The organism is Rhizobium sp. RU36D, assembly GCF_900176345.1.
Classification (GTDB): Bacteria; Pseudomonadota; Alphaproteobacteria; order Rhizobiales; family Rhizobiaceae; genus Allorhizobium.
Genome location: NZ_FWXU01000008.1, coordinates 40,192 through 65,904, shown reverse-complemented (window position 1 = coordinate 65,904; position 25,713 = coordinate 40,192). Strand labels below are relative to the sequence as shown.

The window sequence follows — 25,713 nt, the reverse complement described above, 5'->3', positions numbered from 1 at the left end:
CCGGGCCGCCATCTCATGAAGAGACGGGAAGAACATGGCTCAACCACCTGCACTAGGCATACCGAAGGTCAATCCCAGCAGCCGAGACATCGGCTTCGCGTTCGGCATCGTCGGCATTCTCTGCATCCTCTTCCTGCCGATCCCGCCATTCCTCATCGATATGGGCCTGGCGTTTTCCATCGCCTTTTCGGTCCTCATCCTGATGGTTGCGCTGTGGATCCAGCGCCCTCTGGACTTCTCGTCCTTCCCGACCATCCTGCTGATCGCGACCATGATCCGTCTGGCGCTCAACATCGCCACGACGCGCGTCATTCTCACCCATGGTCACGAGGGCCACAATGCCGCCGGCGGCGTCATCGCGGGCTTCTCCAACCTCGTCATGGGCGGTGACTTCGTCATCGGTCTGATCGTCTTCCTCATCCTCATCACGGTCAACTTCATCGTCATCACCAAGGGTGCGACGCGTATCGCCGAAGTCGGCGCGCGTTTCACCCTGGACGCCATTCCCGGCAAGCAGATGTCGATCGACGCCGACTTGTCGGCCGGCATTATCGATGAGAAGGAAGCGCAGCACCGGCGCCGCGAACTGGAGCAGGAAAGCTCGTTCTTCGGTGCCATGGACGGTGCGTCCAAGTTCGTGCGTGGCGATGCCATTGCCGGCCTGATCATCACCGCCATCAACGTCTTCGGCGGCATCATCATCGGCTATTTCCGCCACGGCATGGAAATCGGCGAAGCCGCTGACGTCTTCGTCAAGCTGTCCGTCGGTGACGGTATCGTCTCCCAGGTTCCGGCCCTCATCGTGTCTTTGGCCGCCGGCCTTCTGGTCTCGCGCGGCGGCACGCCGGGCACCACGGACCAGGCCGTTATCAACCAGCTGAGCGGCTATCCCCGCGCGCTGTCGGTGGCCGCGGCCCTCATGGGCACGCTGGCCCTGGTTCCCGGTCTTCCCTTCCTGCCCTTCATCACCCTTGGCGGCATCATGGCCTTCGGCGCCTGGTTCATCCCGCGCCAGATCGAGGCGGAGAACAAGGTTAAGCGCGAGCAGGAAGAAAAGAAGGTCATCCAAACCAAGGAAGCCGAAAAAGACAGCGTCCGCTCGGTGCTCAAGACGGCGGAAATCGAGCTGGCGCTTGGCAAGCTCGTCTCCACCCGTCTGCTCGGCGCGCATCAGGAACTGGCCTTCCGCGTCGGCAAGATGCGCAAGAAATTCGCCAGCCAATACGGTTTCGTGGTGCCGGAAATCAAGGTCACCGATGATATCGCCATTCCTGAAAAATCCTACCAGATCCGCATCCACGGCACGACGATTGCGTCGAACCAGCTGCGGGTGGGTGAAGTGCTTGTCGTCACCGGCCAGGGCCGCAAGCCGAGCGTCCCCGGTGACGAAATCCGCGAACCCGCTTTCGGCATGCCGGCCGTGTCGATCCTGGAAAGCTTCACGGAAGACCTGAAGCGCGAAGGCTTCCACCCGATCGATAACGTCTCCGTCGTGCTCACCCACGTCAGCGAGGTCATCCGCAACAACCTGCCGCAGCTCCTGTCCTACAAGGACGTCAAGATCCTGATCGATCGTCTCGATCCGGAATACAAGAAGCTGGCGGATGAAATCTGCTCGTCGCACATGTCCTATTCGGGCCTGCAGGCGGTGCTGAAACTGCTTCTGGCCGAGCGCGTCTCGATCCGCAACCTGCATCTCATTCTGGAAGCCGTGGCAGAACTCGCACCCCATGTGCGCAAGACCGAGCAGATCGTCGAGCATGTCCGTGTTCGCATGGCGCAGCAGCTCTGCGGCGACCTCACCGACAATGGCGTGCTGCGCGTGCTGCGTCTTGGCAGCAAGTGGGACCTGGTCTTCCACCAGGCGCTCAAGCGCGATGCCAAGGGCGAAGTGGTCGAATTCGATATCGATCCCCGCAGCCTTGAGGAATTCTCCGACCAGGCGAGCAAAGTTATCCGTGAATTCATGGATCGCGGCCTGCCCTTTGTTCTTGTCACGTCCCCCGAAACACGGTCCTATGTGCGCATGATCATCGAGCGGCTGTTCGCAACCCTCCCGGTCCTGTCGCATGTCGAACTGGCCAAGGGCATCGAGATCAAGATTTTGGGCTCCATATCATGATCACAGACCCGGAAGGGACCGTCCTGGCATTGTTTGCGTGCTTCTGCCGCATTGGTGCCTGCATGATGGTTCTTCCCGGGTTTTCCAGCGCCCGGTTGCCGATGATCGTTCGGCTCCTGGCCTCGGTGGCCATTTCCATGGCCATCCTGCCGGTCCTCTGGGACATCATCTATCCCCGCGTTTCCGGCACGCAAACCGCCTATATCCAGCTTGTTTTTACCGAATTCGTCATCGGCACCATGTATGGTCTGATCGCGCGCTTTTATGTGCTCGGCCTTCAATTCGCCGGCTCGGTCCTGTCGATGGCCATCGGCTTCAGCGCCCCGGGTGCCGGCGACATCCTGGAAGATGCCGCCGAAAACCAGCTTACCAACCTCATCAGCTTCGGCGGGTTGATGCTGCTGTTCGCCATGGATTTTCACCACATGGTCTTCCGGGCGCTGATCGATTCCTACACGGCCATGCCCTTGGGCGGCATTCCTGATTCGCAGAAGATGCTCATCACCCTGACCGATACCCTGGTCACCACCTTCAAGCTGATGCTGCGGCTGGCCAGCCCCTTCATCATCTTCGGCCTGATGTTCAACTTCGCCGTCGGCCTCATCAACAAGCTCGCGCCGCAGATCCCGGTTTTCTTCATTTCGACCCCGTATCTCCTGATGGGCGGGCTGTTCCTTGTCTATCTCTCGATTGCCGCGCTGGTGCGGCAGTTCGCCGAATTCTTTCCCTCCGTCTTCATCGGCAGCTAGCCATGGATGCGGCGCGGGCATGCCTATAGGAGCCGGCTCATGAGCCAGCAGAAGAAATCGCAGAAGCTGATGCGGCTCGTCGCCGTCCAGCGGCATCTGGAAAAGATGGCGGAGAGCGATCTCGCCGCCACCGCCCGCCAGCGCCAGGAAGTCACCGAATCGATGACCAGCGTCATGGAGGCGATCGGCTCGCTCGATCCGGTGCATCGCCTGTTCGCGCAGAATTATGCGGACCGATTCACCCGGCTGTCCACGACTGAGCGGCAATTGGCCGGCATGCAGCAACTGCATGAAATGCGGGTCATGCGCGAGCGCGCCAAGGGCGACAAGCTCGACGAACACCGCCTGGAAGCCCGCGAAGACGAGGACCGGGAAGCGGCGGACGAGGCAATTCTGGACCTCGTCGACATGCGTTATGCAACGCCAGCCTCCAGCAAGCTTCATGAAGGATAGTCACGTCCGAACTGAAATGTGAGGACGACCATCGTGGCGATATCACCACCAAGCGATCTGGTTCTGGACGTAGTGAGAGCAGCCGATCCGGCGCAAGTCGAGGCCGCTCAGGCGAAACTCAAGGCAACGCGGGCGGCCTTTGCTGCCACCAGCCTGGCTGAAAAGGGCGCCGGTTTCGACGCCGCCGTCGATATCTTGAACAGCGCCGGCTCCAAGTCCGGTCTTGCCAATGCCGCTTCTGAGAAGAAGGTCGGCGAGGTTCCCGAAGTCTACCGGCAATTTGAAGGCGTCGTTCTGCAGAACTTCCTGAAGTCCATGCTGCCGGAAGACAGCGAGGCCGTCTACGGCAAGGGCAATGCCGGCGAAATCTGGAAGAGCATGATGGCCGAACAGATCGGCGCCGAAATTTCCGAGCGCGGCGGTATCGGCATCGCCGAGCAGATGTATTCCGACATGATCGCTGCCCAGCGCGGCGGTAAAGTCGCCAACGCAACGACCGACAGCGATGACCGCAATGTCGCCATGAGCATGATTATGGAGCTCGAACGCAAAACCTTGGGCATTGCCCCCAGCGAAAACGCACAGATCTGATTCAGGGTGGACGTAAAATATGGAAATTCTTAACAGCGATTATCGCATCAAATCGGTCCTGGGGCGGCTTGAGATGATTGTCGATAACGAAAATGAGCGGATCGGCAAGGATCCGGAATTCGATTTCAAGGTTTCCAACGCGCATAAGAGCCGTTGCCTTTATGAATTGACCATGCTGTTCCGCGACCTGACCCCGGCCGATTTCGCCGCCGGTTATGTCGAGCAGATGCAGAGCCTGAAGAAGAAGCTGGCGCTCAACGAGCGGCGCGTCGAGGCGCATCTGTCGGCCGTGCGCGCCGTGGCAGACATCCTGAAGAACGCGATCCAGGATGCCGATGCCGATGGCACCTATTCCCAGGAACAGTTCCTCTACAGCGAGTCCTATTCCTGATGATGAAGCTTCTTCTCACCGGCATCTGGGTCTGTGTCGTCACGCTCGGCACCGTCTACGCGTCCGTCTATATGGCGACGCGCCCGCCCGTCGATGAGGAGGCGCTGCGCAAGGACAAGCTGCAGCTGGTCAAGGGTGAATCGATCACGGTGCCGATGATTTCCAACGGCGCCGTGACGGGATATTTCCTCGGTCGCATCTCCTTCATGATGGACAAGGAAAAGATCAAGAACGTCGAACTCCCGATGACGGAGCTCATGACCGATGAGCTCTTTACGCTGCTGGTCGGCAACAAGATGATCGATATCGCCAATACCGGCGCCTTCGATGTTGCCGCCTTTCGCGAGGCGATCAAGACGGACATGAACAAGCGGCTGGGCGAGGGTTTCGTCGAGGAAGTGCTGGTTGAGCAACTCGACTACCTTGCCAAGCAGGATACCCGCACGGGCGATGCCAGCAGCGCGCCGCCGCCCAAGCCGGTTACCATCGTTGAAGGACAGCCGGTCGAAGCGCCTGCGGCGAGCGCCGGACACTGATCCCGATCCTTCATTCGGGGACCGAGTCCTTTTTTGGGTCTTGGTCCCTTTTTCTATTCTTCAAAACATATGAATTTACCAAAGTGAGGCCGCCAATGCCTCCCATGGTCCTGCGATGATGCCCGATCAGGCGGTTTATCGCGAAAATCGGCCTTGATGGCCTGCAGCGCGTCGTTATGGCGGCAAATCAACTTGCCCTCCATGGTTAACCCGATCGCGCAAACTCTAACAAATATATTAAATGGAACTTGATGTGTTGTTGCTAAAACAGGCGCATCACAACGAGTAGTTCTGTGTGCAGATATGCCGACAAGGTGCCGAATTCAAAGTATAGCATGGCCTTTCGGTGCTGCACAGCACGATTCTCCTCGCGATCTCTTATCGAAGATTGACATGCCGGCGCGATTTAAGCGCCGAAGCCGCATTCATGAGGAGTGCAAGCCGATGAATATTGTTCCAGACTTTGGTCACCGCCATACGCGAAGACCAATTCTTGGCTTCCCGGTGCATGACCTGTGCTGGCCGAATGCTCTGGCGCTGGCCAGCGATCTGGCGAGCCGCCCGAGCGGGCATTCCCGCATCGCGTTCATGAATGCCAACAATGCCAATATCATGCTGGACGATGCGGCCTACCGGGACATCCTGGAAGATAACGTGGTCCTGCCCGATGGCGTGGGCATCGACATCGCGTCCTATGTGCTGAACGGCTCGAAGTTCAAGGCGAACCTCAACGGCACGGATTTTGTGCCCGCGCTCCTCACCTATATCGACCGCAAGAAACGGGTCGGCCTGATCGGCGGCACCCCGGAGGTTCTCGCCGGCGCCGTCATGAACTTCAAGCGCCATGCGCCCTGGCACGATTTCATCGCCGTGTCAGACGGGTATTTCGACAAGAACGACAGCACGCCGGTGCTTGAGCGCCTCGCAGACCTGAAGATCGATATCCTCCTGGTCGGCATGGGCACGCCGCTACAGGAAAAATGGGTGCACCAGAACATCCGGGACGAGCACGCGCGTCTTGTCCTGTGCGTCGGCGCGCTGTTCGATTTCGTGTCGGAAATCGTCCCGCGTGCGCCGCTATGGGTTCGCCGGCTGCGGCTTGAATGGATGTACCGCATCATCTGCGAGCCGGAGCGGCTGTGGCGTCGCTATATCGTCGGCGGACCGGTATTTCTCGGCCGTCTGCTGGCCTATCGCATGGGTTTGTCGAAAGGCGTCCGCACGCGACCTGCTGCCAATGACGAGCACAAGCGCCCCGATCAGGGCCAGGGTGTCCGCAGCGAAATCGCCTTCCCGCTCAAATCCATGGACCGCCGCCGCTAGAGCATGTCGCCCGCCGGCCAGGCGGCGGTGCCATTCGTTTTGCGTCATCTGTCGCATTTTCTTTGACGAAGGCGGTTCTGCGCCGGGCGACCCACCTTGCAATCTCGCCTTTTTGACACCATACGGCGGTAAAAGGCAAACCGCAGCCCTGTCTAGCGGTTAGGTTGCGCCTTAAATCGACGTGGGAGAAGCCAATGACTGTTGTGATTGATGGCAAGCAGGCTTCGGCCGATGTGGTCGAGGCTGTCAGGACGGCCGCCGCCAGCCTGGAACAGGAGACCGGGCTTCGCACCGGTCTTGCCGTCGTCATCGTCGGCGATGATCCGGCCAGCCACACCTATGTCGGTGCCAAGGGTCGGATGGCCAAGCATTGCGGCTTCAACTCCATCCAGCACACCTTGCCGGCGGATACCACCCAGGACGCCCTGATGGCGCTGGTCGCCAGCCTGAATGCCGATCCCGCCATCCATGGCATTCTGGTGCAATTGCCACTGCCGGGTCACCTGAAGTCCGAGCCCGTCATCCAGTCCATCCTGCCGGAAAAGGATGTCGATGGCCTGCATGTCGTCAATGCCGGCAAGCTGGCGACCGGTGATCGGGAAACCGGCCTCGTCTCCTGCACTCCCGCCGGCGCCATGCTTCTGGTGCGCAAGATCCATGGCGACGATCTCTCGGGGCTGAATGCGCTCGTCATCGGCCGCTCCAATCTGTTCGGCAAGCCCATGGCCCAGTTGTTGCTGATGGCCAATGCCACCGTCACGATCGGTCACTCGAAGAGCCGCGACCTGCCAGGCCTTGCCCGTCAGGCGGACATCCTGGTCGCCGCCGTCGGCCGGCCTGAGATGGTCAGGGCGGATTGGGTCAAGCCCGGCGCCACCGTCATCGATGTCGGCATCAATCGCATTGCCGCTCCTGAGCGCGGGGAGGGCAAGAGCCGGCTGGTGGGCGATGTCGCCTTTGCCGAGGTCAAGCCCGTTGCCGCCGCCATTTCCCCCGTTCCCGGCGGCGTCGGCCCCATGACCATCGCCATGCTGATGGCCAATACGGTCATTGCCGCCTATCGCGCCGCCGGCCGCACGCCGCCGCGCTTCTGACGCGCCGTTAGCGTGGCGCGGGTCCGGTCGAGGCCCGCACCACCAGATCGGCCTTCCACAGTTCCTGCTGCGGGGTTTTCATGTCCTCGCCGGAGATCGATGTGATCAGCCGCTGCGCGATGCGGATGCCCGCGGCCCTCAGCGACGAGCGCGTCGTCGTCAGCGGCACGGTGAAATTCTCCGGCTTCAGCAACGGCAGCACGTCGTCATGGGCGATCAGCGAAATGTCCTGGCCAAGCCGCAGGCCCGCCTTGTTGATGGCCCTGACCGCACCGAGCGCCAGCACCGTACTGGCACAGAGAACCGCGGTCGGCGGCTCGGGAAGCGCCAACAGTTCCGACATGCCGCGATAGCCGAATTCGTCGGTCATCGGCGTGTGGTGGGCATATTCCTGCTGCAGGTCGTGCCCGCGCTCCCGCAGAGCCTTCAGCGTGCCGAGCTTGCGTCTCAGGGCAAAATCCAGGTCTTCCGGGCCATTGAGCAGGCCGAACCTGACATGGCCGAGATCGAGCAGCAGCCGGGTGGCGTCGTAGAACGCCCCCTCGTTGTCGACATCCAGCGACGGAAAGTCTGTCTCCAGGCCAAGCGAGCGGCCATGCACGATGAAGGGCACGGGCAGCGATTTCGCCATGGCGATACGCGGGTCGTTTTCCCGCATATAGGCGAGATAGTAGCCATCGACGCTGCCGCTCGCCACCAGCCAGCGGATCGCCTGTTCCTCGTCGCGGGGATGGGAGGGCATGATGACGAAGTGGAAATCGTGCCGCAGCGCCTCTTCGCTGAGGCCAAGCTGAAACTCGCCGAAATGCACATCGGAATTGTGGCCCGGCGAAACGGGCATGACGAGCCCGATGGAGCCGGCCTTGCCTGTCGCCAGGCGCTGGGCCGCCCGGTTCGGACGGTAGCCGGTCTCGTTCGCCGCCTTCAGCACGCGCTGGCGGGTTTCCTCGTTGACCTCCGGATAGCCGTTGAGTGCTCGGCTGATCGTCGTTTGCGACAGCCCGAGCAACTGCGATAACTGTTTGAGATTCACTTTGCCTACATCCTCCGCGCTTCCCGGACCTCCAGTCCTAGCTGTTCCTCGCGGCCCCCAAAGCGCTTGGAATATTTACCAACCGCAACGGGGCTGACAACGAAAAACTTGAATCCGGGACACAAATGCGTGGGCTGATCGACCGCGATTTTTGACGTGAGTCAAGCCCACTCTGGCCCCGAAGCGGCCTTCTGTGACGCAAATATAAAAGTGCTTGACTCTCTTTCGTCTGGGATGAAATGAGTAGGGAGCCAAAGCGCTTTGAGTTCTTGCCGCTTTCTTTCGTGCAACGAACTGTTAAGATCGCCACAGATTGTGATGGGAGGTAAATCACATGAAGAAATCTCTGCTACTGTCCGCCGCCGCATTCGCCCTTCTTGCCGGCACGGCAAGTGCTGCCGATTTGAAGTTCCCGATCGGCCAGGACAAGAAGTTCAACTGGGCCAGCCTTGAAGAATTCAAGAAGGCCAACGACTTGAAGGGTCAGACGCTGACGATCTTCGGGCCGTGGCGCGGCGAAGACCAGGCGCTGTTTGAAAGCGTATTTGCCTATTTCGAAGATGCCACGGGCGTCGACATCAAGTATTCGTCCTCTGAAAACTACGAGCAGCAGATCGTCATCGACACCCAGGCCGGCAGCCCGCCCGATGTCGCGATCCTGCCGCAGCCCGGCCTGATCGCCGACCTCGCCTCCAAGGGCCACCTCGTGCCGCTCGGCGACGACGTGAAGAGCTGGCTGCTGGAAAACTATGCCGCCGGCCAGTCCTGGGTCGATCTGTCGACCTACAAGGGCAAGGACGGCAAGGAAGCGATCTATGCCTTCCCCTACAAGATCGACGTGAAGTCGCTGGTCTGGTACGTGCCGGAAAACTTCGAGGATGCCGGCTACGAAGTGCCCAAGACCATGGAAGAGCTGAAGGCGCTGACCGAGAAGATCGTTGCTGACGGCGGCACGCCCTGGTGCATCGGCCTCGGTTCTGGCGGCGCGACCGGCTGGCCGGCGACCGACTGGGTCGAAGACATGATGCTGCGCACGCAGACCCCGGAAACCTATGACAAGTGGGTCTCCAACGAGATCAAGTTCACCGATCCGGCCGTTCTCGGCGCGATCGACGAGTTCGGCTACTTCGCCAAGAACGACAAGTTCGTCGATGGCGGTGCCGCAGCCGTCGCTTCCACCGACTTCCGCGACAGCCCGAAGGGTCTCTTTGCATCTCCGCCGAAGTGCTACCTGCACCACCAGGCTTCGTTCGTTCCGTCCTTCTTCCCGGAAGGCACGGTCGTTGGCGAAGATGCCGACTTCTTCTACATGCCGCCTTATGCCTCCAAGCCGGAACTCGGCAGCCCGGTTCTCGGCGCCGGCACGCTGGCCATGATCACCAAGGACACGCCGGCTGCCCGTGCTTTCCTCTCCTGGCTCAAGACCCCGATCGCCCATGAAGTCTGGATGGCACAGTCCAGCTTCCTGACGCCGTTCAAGAGCGCCAACAAGGAAGCCTATGCCAATGCTCCGATGAGCAAGCAGGGCGACATCCTGCTCGGCGCCACCACCTTCCGCTTCGACGCATCCGACCTGATGCCCGGCAAGATCGGTGCTGGCGCATTCTGGACCGGCATGGTTGACTACACCGGCGGCAAGTCGGCGGCTGACGTGGCAGCCGGCATCCAGAAGGCTTGGGACGGCCTGAAGTAAGGCGCTATCCCGCCTGAAGGGACATGAACATGACGCCGGGCCGACATAAGGCCCGGCGGACTTCAAGAAGAGCTTGTCGTCAGAGCGCGGAGCATACCGACGCCGACGTTCAGCCGGGGAGGGGAATTCATGGAGCAAATACTGTATGCGCTTTTGACGATTGTCATTGGGGTGGTGGGTGCCATCGGCTTCTTCTGGGGCGCCAATGTCATTCTCGATCTGATCTTTCCAAGCCGCATTCCCGATCCCATCAAGGCGTCGCAGAACCTGCGCCGGGCAAGCCTGGTGCGGCCCTGGATCTTTCTCGGACCGGCGCTTCTTTCGCTCACCGTCTATCTCGTCTACCCGCTGATCTCCTCGATCGGCTATTCCTTCTACGACCGCGGCGGTGAGAACTTCGTCGGCCTGGCGAACTACCGCTGGATGCTGCAGGACGCCGCCTTCCGCGAGTCGATCTTCAACAACATCCTGTGGCTGATCGTCGTGCCCGCGGCCGCGACCTTCTTCGGGCTGATCATCGCCGCACTCACCGACCGCATCTGGTGGGGCAATATCGCCAAGTCGCTGATCTTCATGCCCATGGCGATCTCGTTTGTCGGCGCATCGGTCATCTGGAAGTTCGTTTACGACTATCGCGATGCCAATGCCGAGCAGATCGGCATTCTCAATGCCATCGTCATCTTCTTGGGCGGCGATCCGCAGATCTGGATCACCATTCCCTTCTGGAACAATTTCTTCCTGATGGTCATCCTGATCTGGATCCAGACCGGCTTTGCCATGGTGCTCCTGTCGGCGGCGCTGCGCGGCATTCCGGAAGAGACCGTGGAGGCCGCGGTCATCGATGGCGCCAACCCGTTCCAGATCTTCATGAAGATCAAGGTGCCGCAGATCTGGGGCACGATTGCCGTGGTCTGGACCACCATCACCATCCTGGTCCTCAAGGTTTTCGACATCGTTCTGGCCATGACCAATGGCCAGTGGAACACGCAGGTTCTGGCGAACCTGATGTTCGACTGGATGTTCCGCGGCGGCGGTGATTTCGGCAAGGGTGCCGCCATCGCCGTGGTCATCATGATCATGGTCGTGCCGATCATGATCTGGAACATCCGAAACGCGCGCCGTGAGATGGAGGGACGCTGATATGGTCAAGGGCAGCGTAAAATCTCCGCTCACCTGGTTCGTGCATCTCTCGGTCATCTTCCTGGTCGTCCTCTGGACCTTGCCGACCTTCGGCCTGTTCATTTCCTCGCTGCGCGACAAGGACCAGATCGTCGCGTCGGGCTGGTGGACGGCGCTTGGCACCTCCACGCAGAACGTGGTGTTCCGTGCGCCGGGACCGGAAGCGCAAAAGGAAGAGAACGGCCAGTTCGTCATCTCGGGCAATGTCTTCGATGGCGCCGCCGGCGGCGTCAGTGCCTTTGGCACGTCGAGCCTCAAGCCCGCCGAATATCAGGCGGGGGCCACGGCTGAACTCAAGGACGGCGAGACGCTGACGGTTGCCGAAAACGGCGATTTCCGGTTGGCCTCGCCCAAGGCCTTCGAGGGTCGCGGGCAGCGCATCTTCTTCACCGCCGAGGTGCCGCCGCGCTTCACGCTGGAGAATTACCAGACCGTTCTGAACGCCGAAGGCATCGCGCAATCCTTTCTGAACTCGATGACGGTCGCCATTCCCGCGACGATCATCCCGATCCTGGTGGCGGCTTTCGCGGCCTACGCACTGGCCTGGATGAAGTTTCCGGGCCGGGCGCTCATCCTCGCCATCATCGTCGGCCTGCTGGTCGTGCCGCTGCAGATGTCGCTCATCCCGCTGTTGAAGCTCTATAACGGCGTCGGCGCGTTTTTCGGCGTGCCCTCCAAGACCTATCTTGGCATCTGGCTGGCGCATATCGGCTTCGGCCTGCCGCTCGCCATCTACCTGCTGCGCAACTATATCGCCGGCCTGCCGCGGGAGATCATGGAATCGGCGCGCGTCGATGGCGCGTCCGACTTCGAGATCTTCCTCAAGATCGTCCTGCCGCTGTCTTATCCGGCGCTCGCCTCCTTCGCTATCTTCCAGTTCCTCTGGACCTGGAACGACCTGCTGGTGGCGCTGGTCTTCCTTGGCGGCGGCAATGACGAGCTGGTGCTGACCGGTCGCCTGGTCAACCTGCTCGGCTCGCGCGGCGGCAATTGGGAAATCCTCACGGCTTCCGCATTCATCACCATCGTTGTCCCGATCCTCGTCTTCTTCACCCTGCAACGCTACCTCGTGCGCGGTCTGCTTGCGGGTTCGGTGAAGGGCGGTTGACGGCAACCCTTCACATCTCGACTCCCACAGGACACTGAAATGACGGCGACTGCACAAGCAACGGCAACGGTAGACAAGGACTGGTGGCGCGGAGCGGTGATCTACCAGATCTATCCGCGCTCCTACCAGGATTCCAACGGCGATGGCATCGGCGACCTCAAGGGCATCACCGCCCGCCTGCCGCATATTGCTGCGCTGGGGGCCGATGCCATCTGGATTTCGCCGTTCTTCACCTCGCCGATGAAGGATTTCGGCTACGACGTGTCGAACTATGTCGATGTCGATCCGATGTTCGGCACGCTCGCCGATTTCGACGGCATGATCGCCGAGGCCCATCGTCTTGGCATCAAGGTGATGATCGACCTCGTGATGTCGCACACCTCGGACCAGCATGCCTGGTTCGTCGAAAGCCGCTCCAGCCGCAACAATCCCAAGGCCGACTGGTATGTCTGGGCCGATCCTCGGCCCGATGGCACGCCGCCGAACAACTGGCTGTCGATCTTCGGCGGTTCGGCCTGGGCCTGGGATCCGACCCGCATGCAGTATTTCCTGCATAACTTCCTGACCTCGCAGCCGGACTTGAACCTGCACAATGCCGAGGTTCAGAACGAGTTGCTCGACATGACCCGCTTCTGGCTGAAGCGCGGCGTGGATGGATTCCGCCTGGATACGATCAACTTCTACTTCCACGACAAGGAATTGCGGGACAACCCGGCGCTGGCTCCGGAACGGCGCAACGCCTCCACGGCCCCGGCGGTGAATCCCTATAACTTTCAGGAGCATATCTACGACAAGAACCGGCCGGAGAACATTGCCTTCCTGAAGCGCTTCCGTGCCGTGCTCGACGAATTCCCGGCGATTGCCGCCGTGGGCGAGGTGGGCGACAGCCAGCGCGGGCTGGAGATCGTCGGCGAATACACATCCGGCAACGACAAGATGCAGATGTGCTACGCCTTCGAATTCCTGGCGCCGGAACCGCCGACGCCCGAAAGCATTGCCGCCGTCCAGGGCGCTTTCGCCAAGGCCGCGCCTGAGGGCTGGGCCTGCTGGGCCTTCTCGAACCACGACGTGGTGCGCCATGTCAGCCGTTGGGGTGCGCATATCGCCGACCGCGAGGCCTTTGCCAAGATGATGGCGGCGCTGCTTCTGACCCAGCGCGGCTCGGTCTGCATCTACCAGGGCGAGGAGCTTGGCCTGACGGAAGCCGATATCGCTTTCGAGGACCTGCAGGACCCCTATGGCATCCAGTTCTGGCCGGAGTTCAAGGGCCGCGACGGCTGCCGTACGCCGATGGTCTGGGACAGCCACGCCCTGCATTCCGGCTTCAGCACGACGGAGAAGCCCTGGCTGCCGATCCCGGTGGAGCATAACCTGAAGGCGGTCGACACCCAGCAGGGCGTCGAGAACTCGGTGCTGGAGCAGTATCGTCGCTTCATTGCCTTCCGCCGCCAGCACCCGGCCTTTGCCAAGGGCGGCATGGAATTCCTGCCGATCCAGGGCGACGGCGAGGTTGTCGTCTATACGCGCACCCTCGGCAACGAGACAGTGCTGTGCATGTTCAACATGTCCGCGGCACCGGCCAGCGCCGATCTTCCGGAGGGGAACTGGGAGATGCTGGACGGCCACGGTTTTGAAAGCAAGTCTGATAACAAGAAGGTGGAACTGCCGGCCTGGGGCGCATATTTCGCGCGTCACGCCTGACAGCGGGAGGGAGAGGCCATGACTGGCGTCGTTTTGAAAGATATTCGCAAGGCCTATGGACAGGTGAAGATCCTGCACGGGATCGACCTGGAGATCAGACAGGGTGAATTCGTCGTCTTTGTCGGGCCGTCCGGCTGCGGCAAGTCGACCCTGCTGCGCATGATCGCGGGGCTTGAGGACATTACGTCCGGCGAGATGATGATCGACGGCCAGCGGGTCAACGAGGTGCCGCCCTCCAAGCGCGGCATCGCCATGGTCTTCCAGTCCTACGCGCTGTATCCGCACATGACGGTCTACGACAACATGGCCTTCGGCATGCGGATTGCGCATGAGAGCAAGGAGGTCATCGACCAGCGGGTGCGCAAGGCGGCCGACATGCTGCAGCTTGGCCCCTATCTGGACCGGCTGCCCAAGGCGCTCTCCGGTGGCCAGCGCCAGCGCGTGGCAATCGGCCGGGCGATCTGCCGCAATCCCAAGGTCTTCCTGTTCGACGAGCCCCTGTCCAACCTCGACGCCGCGCTGCGTGTCGCCACCCGCATCGAGATCGCCAAGCTCAACGAGAGCATGCCTGATACGACGATGATCTACGTGACCCATGACCAGGTGGAGGCGATGACGCTGGCCGACCGGATCGTGGTGCTGTCGGCCGGCCGGATCGAGCAGGTCGGTCCGCCGCTCGAGCTTTACGAGCGCCCGGCCAACCTGTTCGTCGCCCGCTTCATTGGTTCGCCGGCAATGAACATCATGCCGGCCAAGATCGTCGAGACTGGCGCTAGCACGGTGATCAGCCTCAAGGATGGTAGCCGGGTCTCGGTGCCGCTTGCGGTCGATGCTTCAGAGAACGGCAAGTCCGCAAGCTTCGGCGTGCGCCCCGAGGACCTGGCGATTTCGACCGGCGACGACTTCCTGTTCGAGGGCACGGTCGAGATTGTCGAGGCCTTGGGTGAGGTGACCCTGCTTTATGTCGCGGGTCCCGTCGAAGAGGAACCCGTGGTCGTCAAGCTGCCGGGCATTGTCGACGTGAAGAAGGGCGAGAAGCTCCGCTTTGCTGCCGACCGGACCAAGCTGCACCTTTTTGATGCAGCCGGCAAAAGCTATTACAAGAAATAGCCTGCAAACTTGAGGCCGCGTTAGGGGTAAACAGCCTGACGCGGCCATGGTGCAATTTGCGTCCGCATTCATACCAACTGTTAAATATCCCCTGCTAGTTTTCGGGGAGAGGGGTTAGCAGTTAGGGTATGTAGATGCGTCCAAAAACCGAAGGCACCAACTACTTCCAGCGCGAAGAGTCGTTCATGTACGACCGCGAGGTGAAGTTCAAGTTCGAGGACACCATGAACGCCGCCCGTATCGAGTATACGGAAAAGGGCGTCATGCATATGGCCGCCCGCCGGTGTGACATGATCCGTGTCTCGCGCAGCGGCGCGATCCTCGCGCTCAACACCAAATATTCCCTGCCGCAGCAATTCTATCTCGACCTGCCCGATGCCCGCATCACCAAGGTCGGCTGCATGCTGATGAAGACATTCGCCAACAACACGATCGAAGTCCGCTTCCTGAGGCTTTTGAACCAGAAGGAACTCGATCGCATCTTCGTCTTCTCCACCCATCCGGCCCACCGCGACAAGGTGCTGGACGTCCGGTCCTGGTGATTTCCCTCCTTTGCTGGGCCAGGCAGCGGTCTGTTTGAACCGCTGCTGGCCTGTGTTAAACCGACGCAACGCATAAACGACGCCCCGTCCGCGCATGCTGGCGGGGTTTGTTCGTTTTACCACGGCAGCGAAGGGCGGGGACGAAGGCATGAGCGATTTGAAGGTAGCGATCATCACGGCGGGCGGCAGCGGCATGGGTGCGGATGCAGCCCGCAGGCTGGCGGCTGATGGTTTCAAGGTCGCGATCCTCTCGTCGTCCGGCAAGGGCGAGGCGCTGGCAAAGGAACTGGGCGGCCTCGGGGTTACCGGTTCTAACCAGTCGAATGACGACCTGAAGCGGCTGGTCGACGAGACCATGGCGCGGTATGGCCGCATCGACGTGCTGGTCAACAGTGCCGGTCACGGGCCGCGCGCCCCCCTCCTGGAACTCACGGATGAGCAGTGGCACACCGGCATGGACGTCTACCTGATGAACGTCATCCGGCCGGTACGACTGGTGACGCCGATCATGCAGGCGCAGAAATCCGGCGCGATCATCAATATTTCGACCTATGCGACATTCGAGCCGGACCCGCTGTTTCCGACCTCTGGCGTGTTCCGCGCGGGGCTTGCGGCCTTCACCAAGCTGTTTGCCGACCGCTACGCTGCGGAAAACATCCGGATGAACAATATCCTGCCCGGATTCATCGATAGCTTGCCAGAGACGGAAGAGCGTCGCTCCCGCATTCCGATGGGCCGTTATGGCACAGTCGAGGAAATTGCGGCCACGATCTCTTTCCTGGCATCTCCCGGCGGCGGCTATATCACGGGCCAGAATATCCGGGTGGATGGCGGTATCACGCGCTCGGTCTGACAACACGGCGGCCGGACGGAGCGAATTGTCGAGAGCCGGCACGGCGTAAACCACTTGGTTACCAAATCTGTTCATACTTTAGCTCAACCGGCAATGAACGATGAAAGTTCGACGCCGGCGCGTTCGGTCGCCTCTGGCGGCATCCTGTATCTGCGGCGTGTACGGCCGCCGGCCATCAAGGCCGCGTGCGTTAGCGAGTTGAGTATGGCGTTCTCCAGTGGTGAGGCCCAGAAGGGCCGTTCTTCCCGCCGGCCGAAGTCCGGCTCGGGCATGTCCCGCAAGCTCCTCTTTGTCACCGCAGCGCTCGGCTCCTGCACGGTCGCGGCGATCTGGCTGGTGGCCACCGCAGCGACGGTGCACAGCGTGGCAAAGTCCGCATCCCCAAGCGAAAAGCCCAAGCCCAGCCTGGCCCTGGTGACACCGGCGCCGGTTCCGAGCGATCCGCGCGTGCTGGTCGTCTCCCGGCCGCAGCCCGCTGCCCCGGCAGAGCTGAGCGCCGATGCGATTACGTCTTATTGGAACCGAAAGAACGGCATCGAGCCGGTGCAGGAGGTGCAAGAGAGCCAGACGGCTGCGCTGCCGACCGCGGTCTCCGTCGCGTCCTTCGGCAGCTTCGGCAAGCCGGTGCGCCCCACCTGGCAGGAATTGAACGCCGCCAAGCAGGCCGGCCGCCTCGATATCCTGCGCCGCGCCATGGCGGCCACAGGCACGGATGAAGGCCGCACCCAGCGCCTGGCGTTTTCGGCACCCAGCGATGCCGACGCAATCCGCGTCGTCGCGACCATGGGAAGCCCTGTTCCGGCGCCGGAAGCCTCGATCGAGGTGGCCTTTGTCGGCGATCTCCTGAACAAGACCAATGGCACGGTTCAATTGGCCGAGGCCGATGACGATACCGATGGCATCATCACCGGCGCCGTGCCCCCGTCCACCGAGCTTGCAAGCCTGGAAAACCCGTTCGAGGAAGTGCTGGCGCCAGCGGCTCCCGAAGTGGACGACGCGCCGATCCCGGCCAAGCGGCCGCCGCGTGCGGCCATTCCTGAGCCGGAAGCCACCATCCCGATGCGCGCCAAGCGTGAGCCCACGCCAAAGGAAGCACCGAAGTCGCTGCTGGCCTATGCCCGCCCGGAAAACCCGCTGGATACCGACGACAGCCCGTCGATCTTCGGCAAGCGCTCCACGCTGCCGGGCCGCGCCAGCCGCATCGCCGTCTATGACATCAGCGCCGGCGTCGTGCACATGCCCAATGGCGAAAAGCTGAAGGCCTCTTCCGGCCGGGGCGAATATCGCGACAACCCGAAATTCGTGCATGTGCGCAATCGCGGTTCGACGCCGCCCAATGTCTACCACCTGAAGATGCGCGAGGCCCGGTTCCACGGGATTGAAGCCATCCGCATGACGCCGGTCAATCAGAAGATGATGTTTGGTCGCGACGGCATGCTGACCCATACCTACCTCCTGCGTCGCCGTGGGGACAGCTCCGGCTGCGTGGTCTTTGCCGACTACAACCGGTTCCTCAACGCCTTCAAGCGCGGCGAGGTGAAGACGCTGGTGGTGGTGCCGCGCCTCTCGGAACTGCCGAAATACATGGCGATGCTGTAGGGTCAAAACTCAATCAGGCCCCTGTTGCCCAGGATCAGCTTGAAATAGCGAGCCTCCGGCCGGCGCTTGCGACCGGCCGGCAGCGTTTGTCGCGGCGGGTCCATGCATTCGAAGCGGGGCAGGATCAGGCCCCCAACATCACGCATGACCTCGCGCAGCCAGCGCTCGCAGTCCTGCATCAGCTCGAAATATTCGGGATCGTCATGCGCCAGGCAGGCGGGCAGCCATGCAACGGTGTCGGGAGGCAGGCCCAGGGTTTCCCGCTCCTTCATGGCCGGCCTTTGATACTCGCTCGTCACCATCACGCCTTCGCAGGCCATCATGCGCCGGCATCGCCGCGTGTGGCAGACCGATGGGTAATCGTTCAGCGTTGCGACGCTGCGCCAATAACGTTCATAATGCTGCCGCGCCAGGCGCTCGCGAAGGTCAGGCTCGGTTTCGGTCATGCGCATTCTCCCTTGCACGGTTTCGCGATCACGCGGGCGGTTGCCCCGTGTTGTGATCATGCCGGTGGGCGCGAAGGCCCTGAACTCGCGGCCGGGACACGTCCTCATGCCTGTGAGTGAATAGTAAAGTGACACGAAGCCGTGTCCCGTTCGGTGTCTTTTGCCGTGCAACTTCGGTCTCTCTGCGCGGATGACGGCACCTTTTCCAGGGTGAGGCGGGTGGGTCCGTTTCCGGGCCTGCCGCGTCACGAAAGGCCGCTTGCGCGACCAGCTGCCGGTCCAATCATGTGTGCCTCACAGGCACGCCCCGCAGATAACTGCGAGAGGGAGACCATTTTCTGCACAGCCCCTCAAAACCCGGTCCGCGTTTCGACCTGACTTCCAGGGCACCGGCCCCGCCTCGCCGGCAACGCATCTCCGGTGTATCCGCGGCGGGACGGGCACAGTATGGCGCGGCCGACGACGGCGGGGATGACGGCTGCGGCCAATGCGCGCCTTTGATGCGTGCTGGATCAGGAAAATCAGTGCCTTGGCGAAGGGGAGGCGGCGGATTTTCTGGCGAGCGGCTGCATGTCTTGCCCGCCTGGCTGCAACCCGGGAGGGGGAAGGCCATGCGTGGGTGGCCGGGCCTTTCCTCGGCAAGGTCCTTTTCAGCGCGCCGTGCTGAAGGGCGCAGCCCGCGTTGCAGGACTATTTTTGAAACGCCATCGACGGGCTTTCGCCGATATGCTTAGTTCGACCATCACTCTCGGGAGGCCCCTATGAAAATACGCCTGTTTACCGTGACTCTCGCCAGCCTTCTGCTGACCGGCACCGCATCCACGCTTGCCATCGCCCAGACGGCGGCGGACCCGATCGAAAGCTATTGCGCGACGCTGAGCGAGGACGACCACCACGCCTCCGATGGCTACGAACTGCGGGACGCCGCGGCCATCATCCGCCAAGACCGCGCCAACTACCACCAGTTCGGGGTGCGCGATCCCGGCGACGAGAACGACTCAACCTTCAGCAGCAAGGCCAACCGTGCAAGGCTCGAACAGATGCTGAAGCGTGGCTCGATGGATCGCTCGGTGCGCAATGCCATCGTCAATGGCACGCCGGATGTGTGTATTGACGTTTACCGCAACTATATCAACGTTACCCTGATGTAGGACGTCCGGCGGTCTGCTCCGCCTGGCGGAAGGCCGCATCGAGTTCTGCCAGCACCGAGCGGGCGGGCGGTGGCGCGCCGAGATGGAGGTGGCGCAGCTCATCCATGAAGTCTGACCACATCTGCGGACCGCCGTGCTCCAGCGCCACCGCACGGGCGGCAAGCTCCGGCGCGACCGGCAGGAAGCGCGTGCCCCAGGCGCCGAGCTGCACCATGATCGGCACCAGCGCGATGGCCTTGTCCGTCAGGCTGTAGATGATCCGCTGCTTGTGGGTGGCATCCGCCGAGGCCGTAATCAGCCCTTCCTCGACCAGGCGCTTCAGCCGGTTTGCCAGGATGTTCGTGGCGATGCCTTCAAGGGAATTGCCATGCAGCTCGCCATAGGTGCGGAAATTGCCGAACATCATGTCGCGCAGCACCACGAGGCTCCAGCGATCGCCCAGGACCTCGACGGCGAGGTTGATCGGGCATCCCGACCTCTGCTCCATGATGTCATCCCCCTGCATGCGAACCCGCTCTATTTCTGGCATGTCGGATAGCAAGGCATCTTGCAATCTGCAAGCGGATTGGCTACGACTTACCAATTGCAAAATACAAGTGGTTTTGTGACCTGTTGGGAGGGCGGCGAAAAATCTTGACCGCCCTGTCGAAATCTCCAGCCGTCCTTCGTCAATGAGGGATGGAAGCCATGATGTGACGAGGAGAGGCGCATATGGAACGGCATTATGGATGGGTGGTGGTGGCAGCGGGGGCGCTGATCACCTGCGTGGCGATGGGGGCGATGTTTTCGCTACCCGTGTATCTTCAACCGATCGCCGACGAGACCGGCTGGACGCGGGCGGGCATTTCGGCGGCCATGACGGTCGGCTTTCTCGTGATGGGCGTGGCGGGCTTCGTCTGGGGCACGCTGAGCGACCGCATCGGCGCAAGGCCTGTTGTGCTGGTGGCCGCCGCCTTGCTGGTCACCGGCCTTCTGATCGCCAGCCGCTCGCGGGACCTGCTCTTGTTCCAGATCGCCTATGGCGGACTGGTGGGCGCCTCGGGCGGCGCGTTTTTCGCACCGATCATGGCGGCCACCATCGGCTGGTTCGACCGGAACCGAAGCCTCGCCGTATCGCTGGTCTCGCTCGGCACGGGCGTGGCGCCGATGGTGGTGACCCCGCTCGCGACGGTGCTGATCGAAGCCTATGGCTGGCGCAGCGCCATGATGATGACTGGTATCGCCGCCGGCGTGTTGCTGGTGCCTGCGGCGATGCTGATCCGCCGTGCGCCGGCGGTCGAGAGCGCAATGGCGACCGATGCCGGGATGGCCGAGCATGAGGCCGCAACCCCGCCAAAGGGCCGGTTTGCGGCGCTCGCCACCCCGCAATTTTTCGTGCTGGCCGGCACCTTCTTTCTGTGCTGCGCGGCCCATTCCGGCCCGATCTTTCACACTGTGAGCTACGCCATGATCTGCGGCGCGACGCCGCTTGCCGCCGCCAGCATCTATAGCGTGGAGGGCGTGGCCGGCCTTTTCGGACGGCTGGCCTTTGGCGTGGCGGCAGACCGGCTCGGCGTGCGCCGGGTGCTGGTGGCGGGGCTGGTTCTGCAGGCCATAGGCATCTACACCTATGTGCATGTGGCGGAACTGACGGAGTTCTACATGCTGGCCGTGGTGCTGGGCATGGCCTATGGCGGCGTGATGCCGCTCTATGCGGTGCTGGCGCGCGACTATTTCGGCCCCCATGTGATGGGCACGGTGCTGGGTGCGGCCGCCATGACCTCGTGCATCGGCATGGCCTTCGGCCCGGTGGGCGGCGGCTGGCTCTACGACACCTATGGCAGCTATCAATGGCTCTACATCGCCTCCGCCGCCGTGGGCTTAGGCGCCGCCGCCATGGCCCTGGCCTTTCCGCCGAAGCGGGCGGATGGGGAGATGGCGGCGCCACCGGCCGCGGGTATGGCGAGGTGATGAGGGCTGGTGCGTACACCCTTCTCCGTCATTCCGGCGAAGGCCGGAATCCAGCCACGGCGCGTCTGCGCCGTGGGAAGAGTCTTGATGCGATCAAGGACTTGATCGCGCTAGATGCCGGATCAAGTCCGGCATGACGGTGAGTTTGGGGCTTCGCCGTCCACCCGCCAGGACGATTCCCAACCCTCACAAGCCGCCGAGAATATCCTCGATGCGGATCGGGAACTTGCGGACCCGGACGCCGGTGGCGTGCCAGATGGCATTGGCGATGGCGCCGACCGTGCCGGTGATGCCGATTTCGCCCACGCCCTTGACGCCGATGGAATTGACGTAAGCGTCATCTTCCGGGATCAGGATGGCCTCGAGCGAGGGGATGTCGGCATTGACGGGCACGTGATACTCCGCGAGATCGGCATTCATGATGCGCCCGGTGCGGGGATCATGCAGCGCCTCCTCATGCAGGGCAAACGACGCGCCCCAGATCATGCCCCCGAAATACTGGCTCTCGACCAGCCGGGGATTGATGATCCGGCCCGCGGCAAAGGCGCCGACCATCCGCGTCGTCCTGATCTGGCCGAGCGTCGGATCGATCTTCACCTCGGCAAACACTGCGCCGTGCGAATACATGGCATGGGACGCGGCCGCTGCCGGATCGCGCGCGGATTGCGCCGTGCCGACGATATCCTGGCCGCCGGCGCGGGCGAGGATCTCGCCATAGCTTTCGCTGCGGCTGTCATCGTCGCGCCGGTGAAGCCGGCCACCCCGGGCGACGACGCCGATATTGCCGGCACCATACAGCGGCGAGGCGGGATCTGATGTGGCGAGGTCGGTGAGCCTCGCGATCGCGTCCTTGCCGGCACCGGCCAGGGCAGCACCGGCGCTTGCCGTGTGGCCGGAGCCGCCGGCAATGCCGCCATCCGGCAGGGTCGAAAGGCCGGAATGGAACTCGACATCATCGGGAGCGAGCCCCAGCGCCTCCGCCCCGATCTGGGCTAGCGCCGTCCAGGCGCCCTGGCCCATGTCGGCGCCGGCCGTTTCGATCAGCGCCTTGCCATGAGCGCGGATCGTCGCCCGGGCTTCCGCCGGGAACATCGGGCAGGGAAAGAGCGCCGTGCCCATGCCCCAGCCGACCAGGAAGCCATCGGCATCGCGCATCATCCTGGGTTGGAGCGGCCGCGATGCCCAGCCGAAGCGGCGGGCACCTTCGGCATAACACTCTCGCAGCGCCTTGGAGGAATAGGGGCGGCCGCTGCCGGGCTCGGTCTCGGCGTAGTTCTTGAGGCGAAACTCCAGCGGATCGACGCCGCAGGCTTCCGCCAGCTCGTCCACGGCGATTTCGAGCGCTGCCGAACCGGAGGCCTCGCCGGGCGCGCGCATCGGGCCGGGTGTGCCGATATCGAGCCGCAGGCCGCGATGCTCCGACAGGATGGCCGGGCTGGCATAGAGATGGGTGGAGGCATTGGCCGCCGGCTCCAGGAAGTCGTCATGGCTAGACGTGGCGGAGATGGCGCTGTGATGCAGGGCCGTCAGCCGGCCCTCCGCATCCGCCCCCATGCGCAGCGTCTGCCAGGTGCGGCCGCGATGACCGACCGGGCCATACATCTGCGCTCGGGTCAGCACCAGCTTGACCGGGCGCTTGAGCGCGCGGGCGGCGAGGATGCCGAGGATCTGCGGGCCGTTGATGATGGCCTTGGAGCCGAAGCCGCCGCCGAGGAAGGGCGAGCGGATCACCACATTTTCCGGCGGGATGCCGAAATAGCTGGCATAGAGGCCGCAACTCATGACCAGCGCCTGATTGGGCATGTCGAGCGTCAGCTTGTCGCCCTCCCACACCGCGACCACCGCATGGGGCTCCATGGCATTGTGATATTGCGCCGGCGTCTCATATTCCGCCTCGATGGCAACGGTGGCGGCCTTCAGCCCCGCCTCGACATCGCCGAAGGCACTGCGCGGCTGACCGCCGACGCCGACCGAGGGCGGATCGAACATCTGGCCATTGTCGAGCTCGGTGCGGGCCTCATCGACCTCGTATTGTGGATGGAGGAGGGCGGCGCCCTCCGTCGCCGCCTCCAGCGTTTCGGCGATCACCAGCGCGATCGGCTGGTTGGCATAGCGCACCCGGTCGCTCTGCAGCGCCTCGATGCGGAAGCCGAAGGGCGGCAGCTTGGCATCGGGATCATGGGAAAGCGGCGGCCGGTTGTCCGGCGTCCAGACTTCGATCACGCCGGGATGGGCCTTCGCCGCCGCGACATCGAGCGAGGTGACACGGCCGCGGGCAATGGTGGCGCCGGCATAGACGGCATAGAGCATGCCTTCGGGGTGATTGTCGGCGGCATAGGTGGCGCGGCCGGTGACCTTGAGCAGGCCATCGCGGCGGGTGAGCGGCTGGCCGGCATTGGAGCCGTAGCGGGTGGTGCTGATCGGTTGAGCGTCAGGCGACATGGCTTGCTCCCGGATGGCTGGAGAAGGGGGAGGCGGGCAGCGCCGGCATGGTGTCCGGCGTGCCTTCCGCGGCGAGCGACAGCGCGCGCACCAGAATGCGGCGCGCCAGCTCGATCTTGTGGGCATTGTCGCCCGAGGGTCTGGCATCCGCGAGCGCGAGATCCGCCGCGCGGGCAAAGGCCTCCGCTGTCGGCGGCTGGCCGACGAGAGCGGCCTCGGCCTCCCGCGCGCGCCAGGGTTTGGCCGCAACGGCACCGAGCGACAGCCGGGCCGCGGAGATGACGCCATCCTTGACCTGCAGCGCTGCCGCTGCCGATACCACGGCAAAGGCATAGGATGTGCGCTCCCGCAGCTTGAGATAGCGGGCATGGGTGGCAAAGCCGGCGGCCTCAGCGGGAAGCCGCAGCGCGACGATCATCTCGCCGGGGGCAAGCGCCGTTTCCAGATGCGGCGTGTCGCCGGGCAGCCGGTGTAGGGCATCGAGCGGGATCTCCCGCCGGCCTTGAAGCCCCTCCACCTCGACCACGGCATCGAACGCCACCAGCGGCACGCAGAAGTCCGAGGGGTGGGTGGCGATGCAGCTCTCCGACCAGCCGATGACCGCATGCATGCGGTTGAGGCCGTCCTTGGCGTCGCAGCCGGCGCCGGGATTGCGGCGATTGCAGGCGCTGGCGGGATCCTGGAAATAGGCGCAACGGGTGCGCTGCATCAGGTTGCCGCCGACGGTCGCGGCATTGCGCAGCTGCGCCGAGGCGCCGGACAACAGGGCTTCGGCGACCGCCGGAAAGGCCTTGGCGAAGCGCGCGTCATAGGCGAGATCGGCATTACGGACCATGGCGCCGATACGCACACCGCCATCGGCACGCCATTCGATCTGGTCAAGGCCCTCAAGGCCGTTGAGATCGATCAGGCGCTCAGGCCGCGATGCGCCGATCTTCATGAGATCAACGAGATTGGTGCCGGCGGCGAGGAAGGCCGAGCCCGGCTCGGCGGCCGCGGCCACGGCTTCCGCCACGGTTTTGGGCCGGATGAAATCGAACCGGTTCATGCCGCACTCCTTCCGCTGATATCGGCTGCCGGATTGCCGGCCATCACTTTCTGCGCCTCGAGCACCGCCTGGGTGATGCCCTGATAGGCGCCGCACCGACAGAGATTGCCGCTCATCAGTTCGCGCACCCGCTCCGCATCGTCGCCGGCATGGCCTTCGGAAATCAGGCCGACGGCGCTCATGATCTGGCCCGGCGTGCAATAGCCGCACTGGAAGCCGTCGCAGGCGATGAAGGCGGCCTGCACCGGATGCAGCACATCATGCTCGACCAGGCCCTCGATGGTGGTGATGGCGGCGCCGTCCAAGGTGGCCGCCAGGCTGAGACAGGAATTGATACGCCGTCCATCCACGAGTACGGTGCAGGCACCGCACTGGCCGCGGTCGCAGCCCTTTTTCGTGCCCGTGAGGTCAAGCCGCTCGCGCAGGAGGTCGAGCAGCGTCACGCGCGGGTCGTCGATCGCAATGTCTTGGCGATGACCGTTGATGGTGAGGCTGATGGAGAGTGTCATGGGGATACTCCATTCAGGTGATGTGATGTAAGGATCGGGCCGAGCGGGCGGCAAGCCCGGCAAACGGCGGAATGATGGTCTTGATGATGC

The 25,713-nt window shown here is 62.8% G+C and carries 24 protein-coding genes; 18 read left to right on the top strand and 6 right to left on the bottom strand.

Annotation, left to right across the window (positions count from 1 at the left end):
* Positions 1-34 precede the first annotated feature (34 nt).
* From flhA to B9A97_RS12090, 8 genes are all read left to right on the top strand, one after another.
* Positions 35-2,122, top strand: a complete 2,088-nt coding sequence (flhA, locus tag B9A97_RS12125) for a flagellar biosynthesis protein FlhA (protein WP_084365602.1) — start codon at positions 35-37, stop codon at positions 2,120-2,122.
* On the top strand, positions 2,119-2,871 hold the full coding sequence (fliR, locus tag B9A97_RS12120; protein WP_084365601.1) for a flagellar biosynthetic protein FliR: 753 nt from the start codon (positions 2,119-2,121) through the stop codon (positions 2,869-2,871). The genes flhA and fliR overlap by 4 nt, the downstream gene beginning before the upstream one ends.
* A 39-nt stretch (positions 2,872-2,910) precedes the next feature.
* Entirely contained in the window at positions 2,911-3,324 is a 414-nt protein-coding gene (locus B9A97_RS12115; RefSeq protein ID WP_084365600.1) for a hypothetical protein, read from the top strand.
* 33 nt (positions 3,325-3,357) lie between these two features.
* A complete protein-coding gene (locus B9A97_RS12110; RefSeq protein ID WP_084365775.1) occupies positions 3,358-3,915 on the top strand; it encodes a rod-binding protein in 558 nt (185 codons plus the stop codon).
* A 19-nt stretch (positions 3,916-3,934) separates the two neighbouring features.
* Complete coding sequence (locus B9A97_RS12105) at positions 3,935-4,306, top strand: hypothetical protein (protein WP_084365599.1); 372 nt, start codon at positions 3,935-3,937, stop codon at positions 4,304-4,306.
* A complete protein-coding gene (locus B9A97_RS12100; RefSeq protein WP_084365598.1) occupies positions 4,306-4,842 on the top strand; it encodes a flagellar basal body-associated FliL family protein in 537 nt (178 codons plus the stop codon). The genes B9A97_RS12105 and B9A97_RS12100 overlap by 1 nt, the downstream gene beginning before the upstream one ends.
* A 444-nt stretch (positions 4,843-5,286) precedes the next feature.
* Entirely contained in the window at positions 5,287-6,165 is an 879-nt protein-coding gene (locus B9A97_RS12095; RefSeq protein ID WP_084365597.1) for a WecB/TagA/CpsF family glycosyltransferase, read from the top strand.
* A gap of 194 nt (positions 6,166-6,359) precedes the next feature.
* Positions 6,360-7,259: a bifunctional methylenetetrahydrofolate dehydrogenase/methenyltetrahydrofolate cyclohydrolase gene (locus tag B9A97_RS12090; protein WP_084365596.1), complete on the top strand. Its 900-nt coding sequence runs from the start codon at positions 6,360-6,362 to the stop codon at positions 7,257-7,259.
* A 7-nt stretch (positions 7,260-7,266) separates the two neighbouring features.
* On the opposite strand, the gene B9A97_RS12085 is transcribed toward B9A97_RS12090, so the two are convergent.
* The gene (locus B9A97_RS12085) at positions 7,267-8,292 is read right to left on the bottom strand and encodes a LacI family DNA-binding transcriptional regulator (RefSeq protein WP_084365595.1); all 1,026 of its coding nucleotides are present in this window, start codon (positions 8,290-8,292) and stop codon (positions 7,267-7,269) included.
* Between the two features lie 334 nt (positions 8,293-8,626).
* Between B9A97_RS12085 and B9A97_RS12080 the strand changes: the two genes are divergently transcribed.
* The 8 genes from B9A97_RS12080 to B9A97_RS30135 all read left to right on the top strand — a co-directional run bounded on the left by B9A97_RS12080 (position 8,627) and on the right by B9A97_RS30135 (position 18,077).
* Entirely contained in the window at positions 8,627-9,985 is a 1,359-nt protein-coding gene (locus B9A97_RS12080) for an ABC transporter substrate-binding protein (protein WP_084365594.1), read from the top strand.
* Between the two features lie 129 nt (positions 9,986-10,114).
* Positions 10,115-11,125 (top strand): carbohydrate ABC transporter permease, encoded by a 1,011-nt coding sequence (locus B9A97_RS12075; protein WP_084365593.1) that lies wholly within the window; start codon positions 10,115-10,117, stop codon positions 11,123-11,125.
* A 1-nt stretch (position 11,126) separates the two neighbouring features.
* Positions 11,127-12,272, top strand: coding sequence for a carbohydrate ABC transporter permease (locus tag B9A97_RS12070; protein WP_084365592.1), 1,146 nt, complete (start codon positions 11,127-11,129; stop codon positions 12,270-12,272).
* A gap of 39 nt (positions 12,273-12,311) precedes the next feature.
* Positions 12,312-13,973 carry a beta-galactosidase BglA gene (locus B9A97_RS12065; protein WP_084365591.1) on the top strand — a complete coding sequence of 554 codons (1,662 nt, stop codon included), beginning with the start codon at positions 12,312-12,314 and terminating at the stop codon, positions 13,971-13,973.
* Between the two features lie 18 nt (positions 13,974-13,991).
* On the top strand, positions 13,992-15,083 hold the full coding sequence (gene ugpC, locus B9A97_RS12060; protein ID WP_084365590.1) for an ABC transporter ATP-binding protein: 1,092 nt from the start codon (positions 13,992-13,994) through the stop codon (positions 15,081-15,083).
* A gap of 185 nt (positions 15,084-15,268) precedes the next feature.
* Complete coding sequence (locus tag B9A97_RS12055) at positions 15,269-15,625, top strand: hypothetical protein (RefSeq protein ID WP_084365774.1); 357 nt, start codon at positions 15,269-15,271, stop codon at positions 15,623-15,625.
* 148 nt (positions 15,626-15,773) lie between these two features.
* On the top strand, positions 15,774-16,478 hold the full coding sequence (locus B9A97_RS12050) for an SDR family oxidoreductase (RefSeq protein WP_084365773.1): 705 nt from the start codon (positions 15,774-15,776) through the stop codon (positions 16,476-16,478).
* 204 nt (positions 16,479-16,682) lie between these two features.
* Entirely contained in the window at positions 16,683-18,077 is a 1,395-nt protein-coding gene (locus tag B9A97_RS30135) for a tlde1 domain-containing protein (RefSeq protein ID WP_244564196.1), read from the top strand.
* A 2-nt stretch (positions 18,078-18,079) separates the two neighbouring features.
* Here B9A97_RS30135 and B9A97_RS12040 read toward each other — a convergent pair whose 3' ends face one another.
* The gene (locus tag B9A97_RS12040; RefSeq protein ID WP_084365588.1) at positions 18,080-18,523 is read right to left on the bottom strand and encodes a hypothetical protein; all 444 of its coding nucleotides are present in this window, start codon (positions 18,521-18,523) and stop codon (positions 18,080-18,082) included.
* A 761-nt stretch (positions 18,524-19,284) separates the two neighbouring features.
* On the opposite strand from B9A97_RS12040, the gene B9A97_RS12035 reads away from it, so the two are divergent.
* A complete protein-coding gene (locus B9A97_RS12035) occupies positions 19,285-19,674 on the top strand; it encodes a hypothetical protein (protein WP_084365587.1) in 390 nt (129 codons plus the stop codon).
* On the opposite strand, the gene B9A97_RS12030 is transcribed toward B9A97_RS12035, so the two are convergent.
* Positions 19,661-20,161, bottom strand: coding sequence for a winged helix-turn-helix transcriptional regulator (locus B9A97_RS12030; protein ID WP_084365772.1), 501 nt, complete (start codon positions 20,159-20,161; stop codon positions 19,661-19,663). The two genes, B9A97_RS12035 and B9A97_RS12030, sit on opposite strands and share 14 nt — an antisense overlap.
* A 224-nt stretch (positions 20,162-20,385) precedes the next feature.
* Here B9A97_RS12030 and B9A97_RS12025 point away from each other — a divergent pair, with 224 nt between their 5' ends.
* Complete coding sequence (locus B9A97_RS12025) at positions 20,386-21,624, top strand: MFS transporter (protein WP_084365586.1); 1,239 nt, start codon at positions 20,386-20,388, stop codon at positions 21,622-21,624.
* A 186-nt stretch (positions 21,625-21,810) separates the two neighbouring features.
* Here B9A97_RS12025 and B9A97_RS12020 read toward each other — a convergent pair whose 3' ends face one another.
* From B9A97_RS12020 to B9A97_RS12010, 3 genes are read right to left on the bottom strand one after another with little or no spacing between them, the layout of a single operon-like run.
* Positions 21,811-24,066 (bottom strand): xanthine dehydrogenase family protein molybdopterin-binding subunit, encoded by a 2,256-nt coding sequence (locus B9A97_RS12020; RefSeq protein WP_084365585.1) that lies wholly within the window; start codon positions 24,064-24,066, stop codon positions 21,811-21,813.
* Entirely contained in the window at positions 24,056-25,114 is a 1,059-nt protein-coding gene (locus B9A97_RS12015; protein ID WP_084365584.1) for an FAD binding domain-containing protein, read from the bottom strand. The genes B9A97_RS12020 and B9A97_RS12015 overlap by 11 nt, the downstream gene beginning before the upstream one ends.
* On the bottom strand, positions 25,111-25,623 hold the full coding sequence (locus B9A97_RS12010; RefSeq protein ID WP_084365583.1) for a (2Fe-2S)-binding protein: 513 nt from the start codon (positions 25,621-25,623) through the stop codon (positions 25,111-25,113). Before B9A97_RS12010 ends, B9A97_RS12015 begins: the two co-directional genes overlap by 4 nt.
* Positions 25,624-25,713 lie beyond the last annotated feature (90 nt).

Bases quoted from the DNA above. Each gene is read 5' to 3' on its own strand.
- flhA (WP_084365602.1), top strand. From the start codon at position 35: ATGGCTCAACCACCTGCACTAGGCATACCGAAGGTCAATCCCAGCAGC.
- fliR (WP_084365601.1), top strand. From the start codon at position 2,119: ATGATCACAGACCCGGAAGGGACCGTCCTGGCATTGTTTGCGTGCTTC.
- B9A97_RS12115 (WP_084365600.1), top strand. From the start codon at position 2,911: ATGAGCCAGCAGAAGAAATCGCAGAAGCTGATGCGGCTCGTCGCCGTC.
- B9A97_RS12105 (WP_084365599.1), top strand. From the start codon at position 3,935: ATGGAAATTCTTAACAGCGATTATCGCATCAAATCGGTCCTGGGGCGG.
- B9A97_RS12100 (WP_084365598.1), top strand. From the start codon at position 4,306: ATGATGAAGCTTCTTCTCACCGGCATCTGGGTCTGTGTCGTCACGCTC.
- B9A97_RS12095 (WP_084365597.1), top strand. From the start codon at position 5,287: ATGAATATTGTTCCAGACTTTGGTCACCGCCATACGCGAAGACCAATT.
- B9A97_RS12090 (WP_084365596.1), top strand. From the start codon at position 6,360: ATGACTGTTGTGATTGATGGCAAGCAGGCTTCGGCCGATGTGGTCGAG.
- B9A97_RS12080 (WP_084365594.1), top strand. From the start codon at position 8,627: ATGAAGAAATCTCTGCTACTGTCCGCCGCCGCATTCGCCCTTCTTGCC.
- B9A97_RS12075 (WP_084365593.1), top strand. From the start codon at position 10,115: ATGGAGCAAATACTGTATGCGCTTTTGACGATTGTCATTGGGGTGGTG.
- B9A97_RS12070 (WP_084365592.1), top strand. From the start codon at position 11,127: ATGGTCAAGGGCAGCGTAAAATCTCCGCTCACCTGGTTCGTGCATCTC.
- B9A97_RS12065 (WP_084365591.1), top strand. From the start codon at position 12,312: ATGACGGCGACTGCACAAGCAACGGCAACGGTAGACAAGGACTGGTGG.
- ugpC (WP_084365590.1), top strand. From the start codon at position 13,992: ATGACTGGCGTCGTTTTGAAAGATATTCGCAAGGCCTATGGACAGGTG.
- B9A97_RS12055 (WP_084365774.1), top strand. From the start codon at position 15,269: ATGTACGACCGCGAGGTGAAGTTCAAGTTCGAGGACACCATGAACGCC.
- B9A97_RS12050 (WP_084365773.1), top strand. From the start codon at position 15,774: ATGAGCGATTTGAAGGTAGCGATCATCACGGCGGGCGGCAGCGGCATG.
- B9A97_RS30135 (WP_244564196.1), top strand. From the start codon at position 16,683: ATGGCGTTCTCCAGTGGTGAGGCCCAGAAGGGCCGTTCTTCCCGCCGG.
- B9A97_RS12040 (WP_084365588.1), bottom strand. From the start codon at position 18,523: ATGACCGAAACCGAGCCTGACCTTCGCGAGCGCCTGGCGCGGCAGCAT.
- B9A97_RS12035 (WP_084365587.1), top strand. From the start codon at position 19,285: ATGAAAATACGCCTGTTTACCGTGACTCTCGCCAGCCTTCTGCTGACC.
- B9A97_RS12030 (WP_084365772.1), bottom strand. From the start codon at position 20,161: ATGGAGCAGAGGTCGGGATGCCCGATCAACCTCGCCGTCGAGGTCCTG.
- B9A97_RS12025 (WP_084365586.1), top strand. From the start codon at position 20,386: ATGGAACGGCATTATGGATGGGTGGTGGTGGCAGCGGGGGCGCTGATC.
- B9A97_RS12020 (WP_084365585.1), bottom strand. From the start codon at position 24,066: ATGTCGCCTGACGCTCAACCGATCAGCACCACCCGCTACGGCTCCAAT.
- B9A97_RS12015 (WP_084365584.1), bottom strand. From the start codon at position 25,114: ATGAACCGGTTCGATTTCATCCGGCCCAAAACCGTGGCGGAAGCCGTG.
- B9A97_RS12010 (WP_084365583.1), bottom strand. From the start codon at position 25,623: ATGACACTCTCCATCAGCCTCACCATCAACGGTCATCGCCAAGACATT.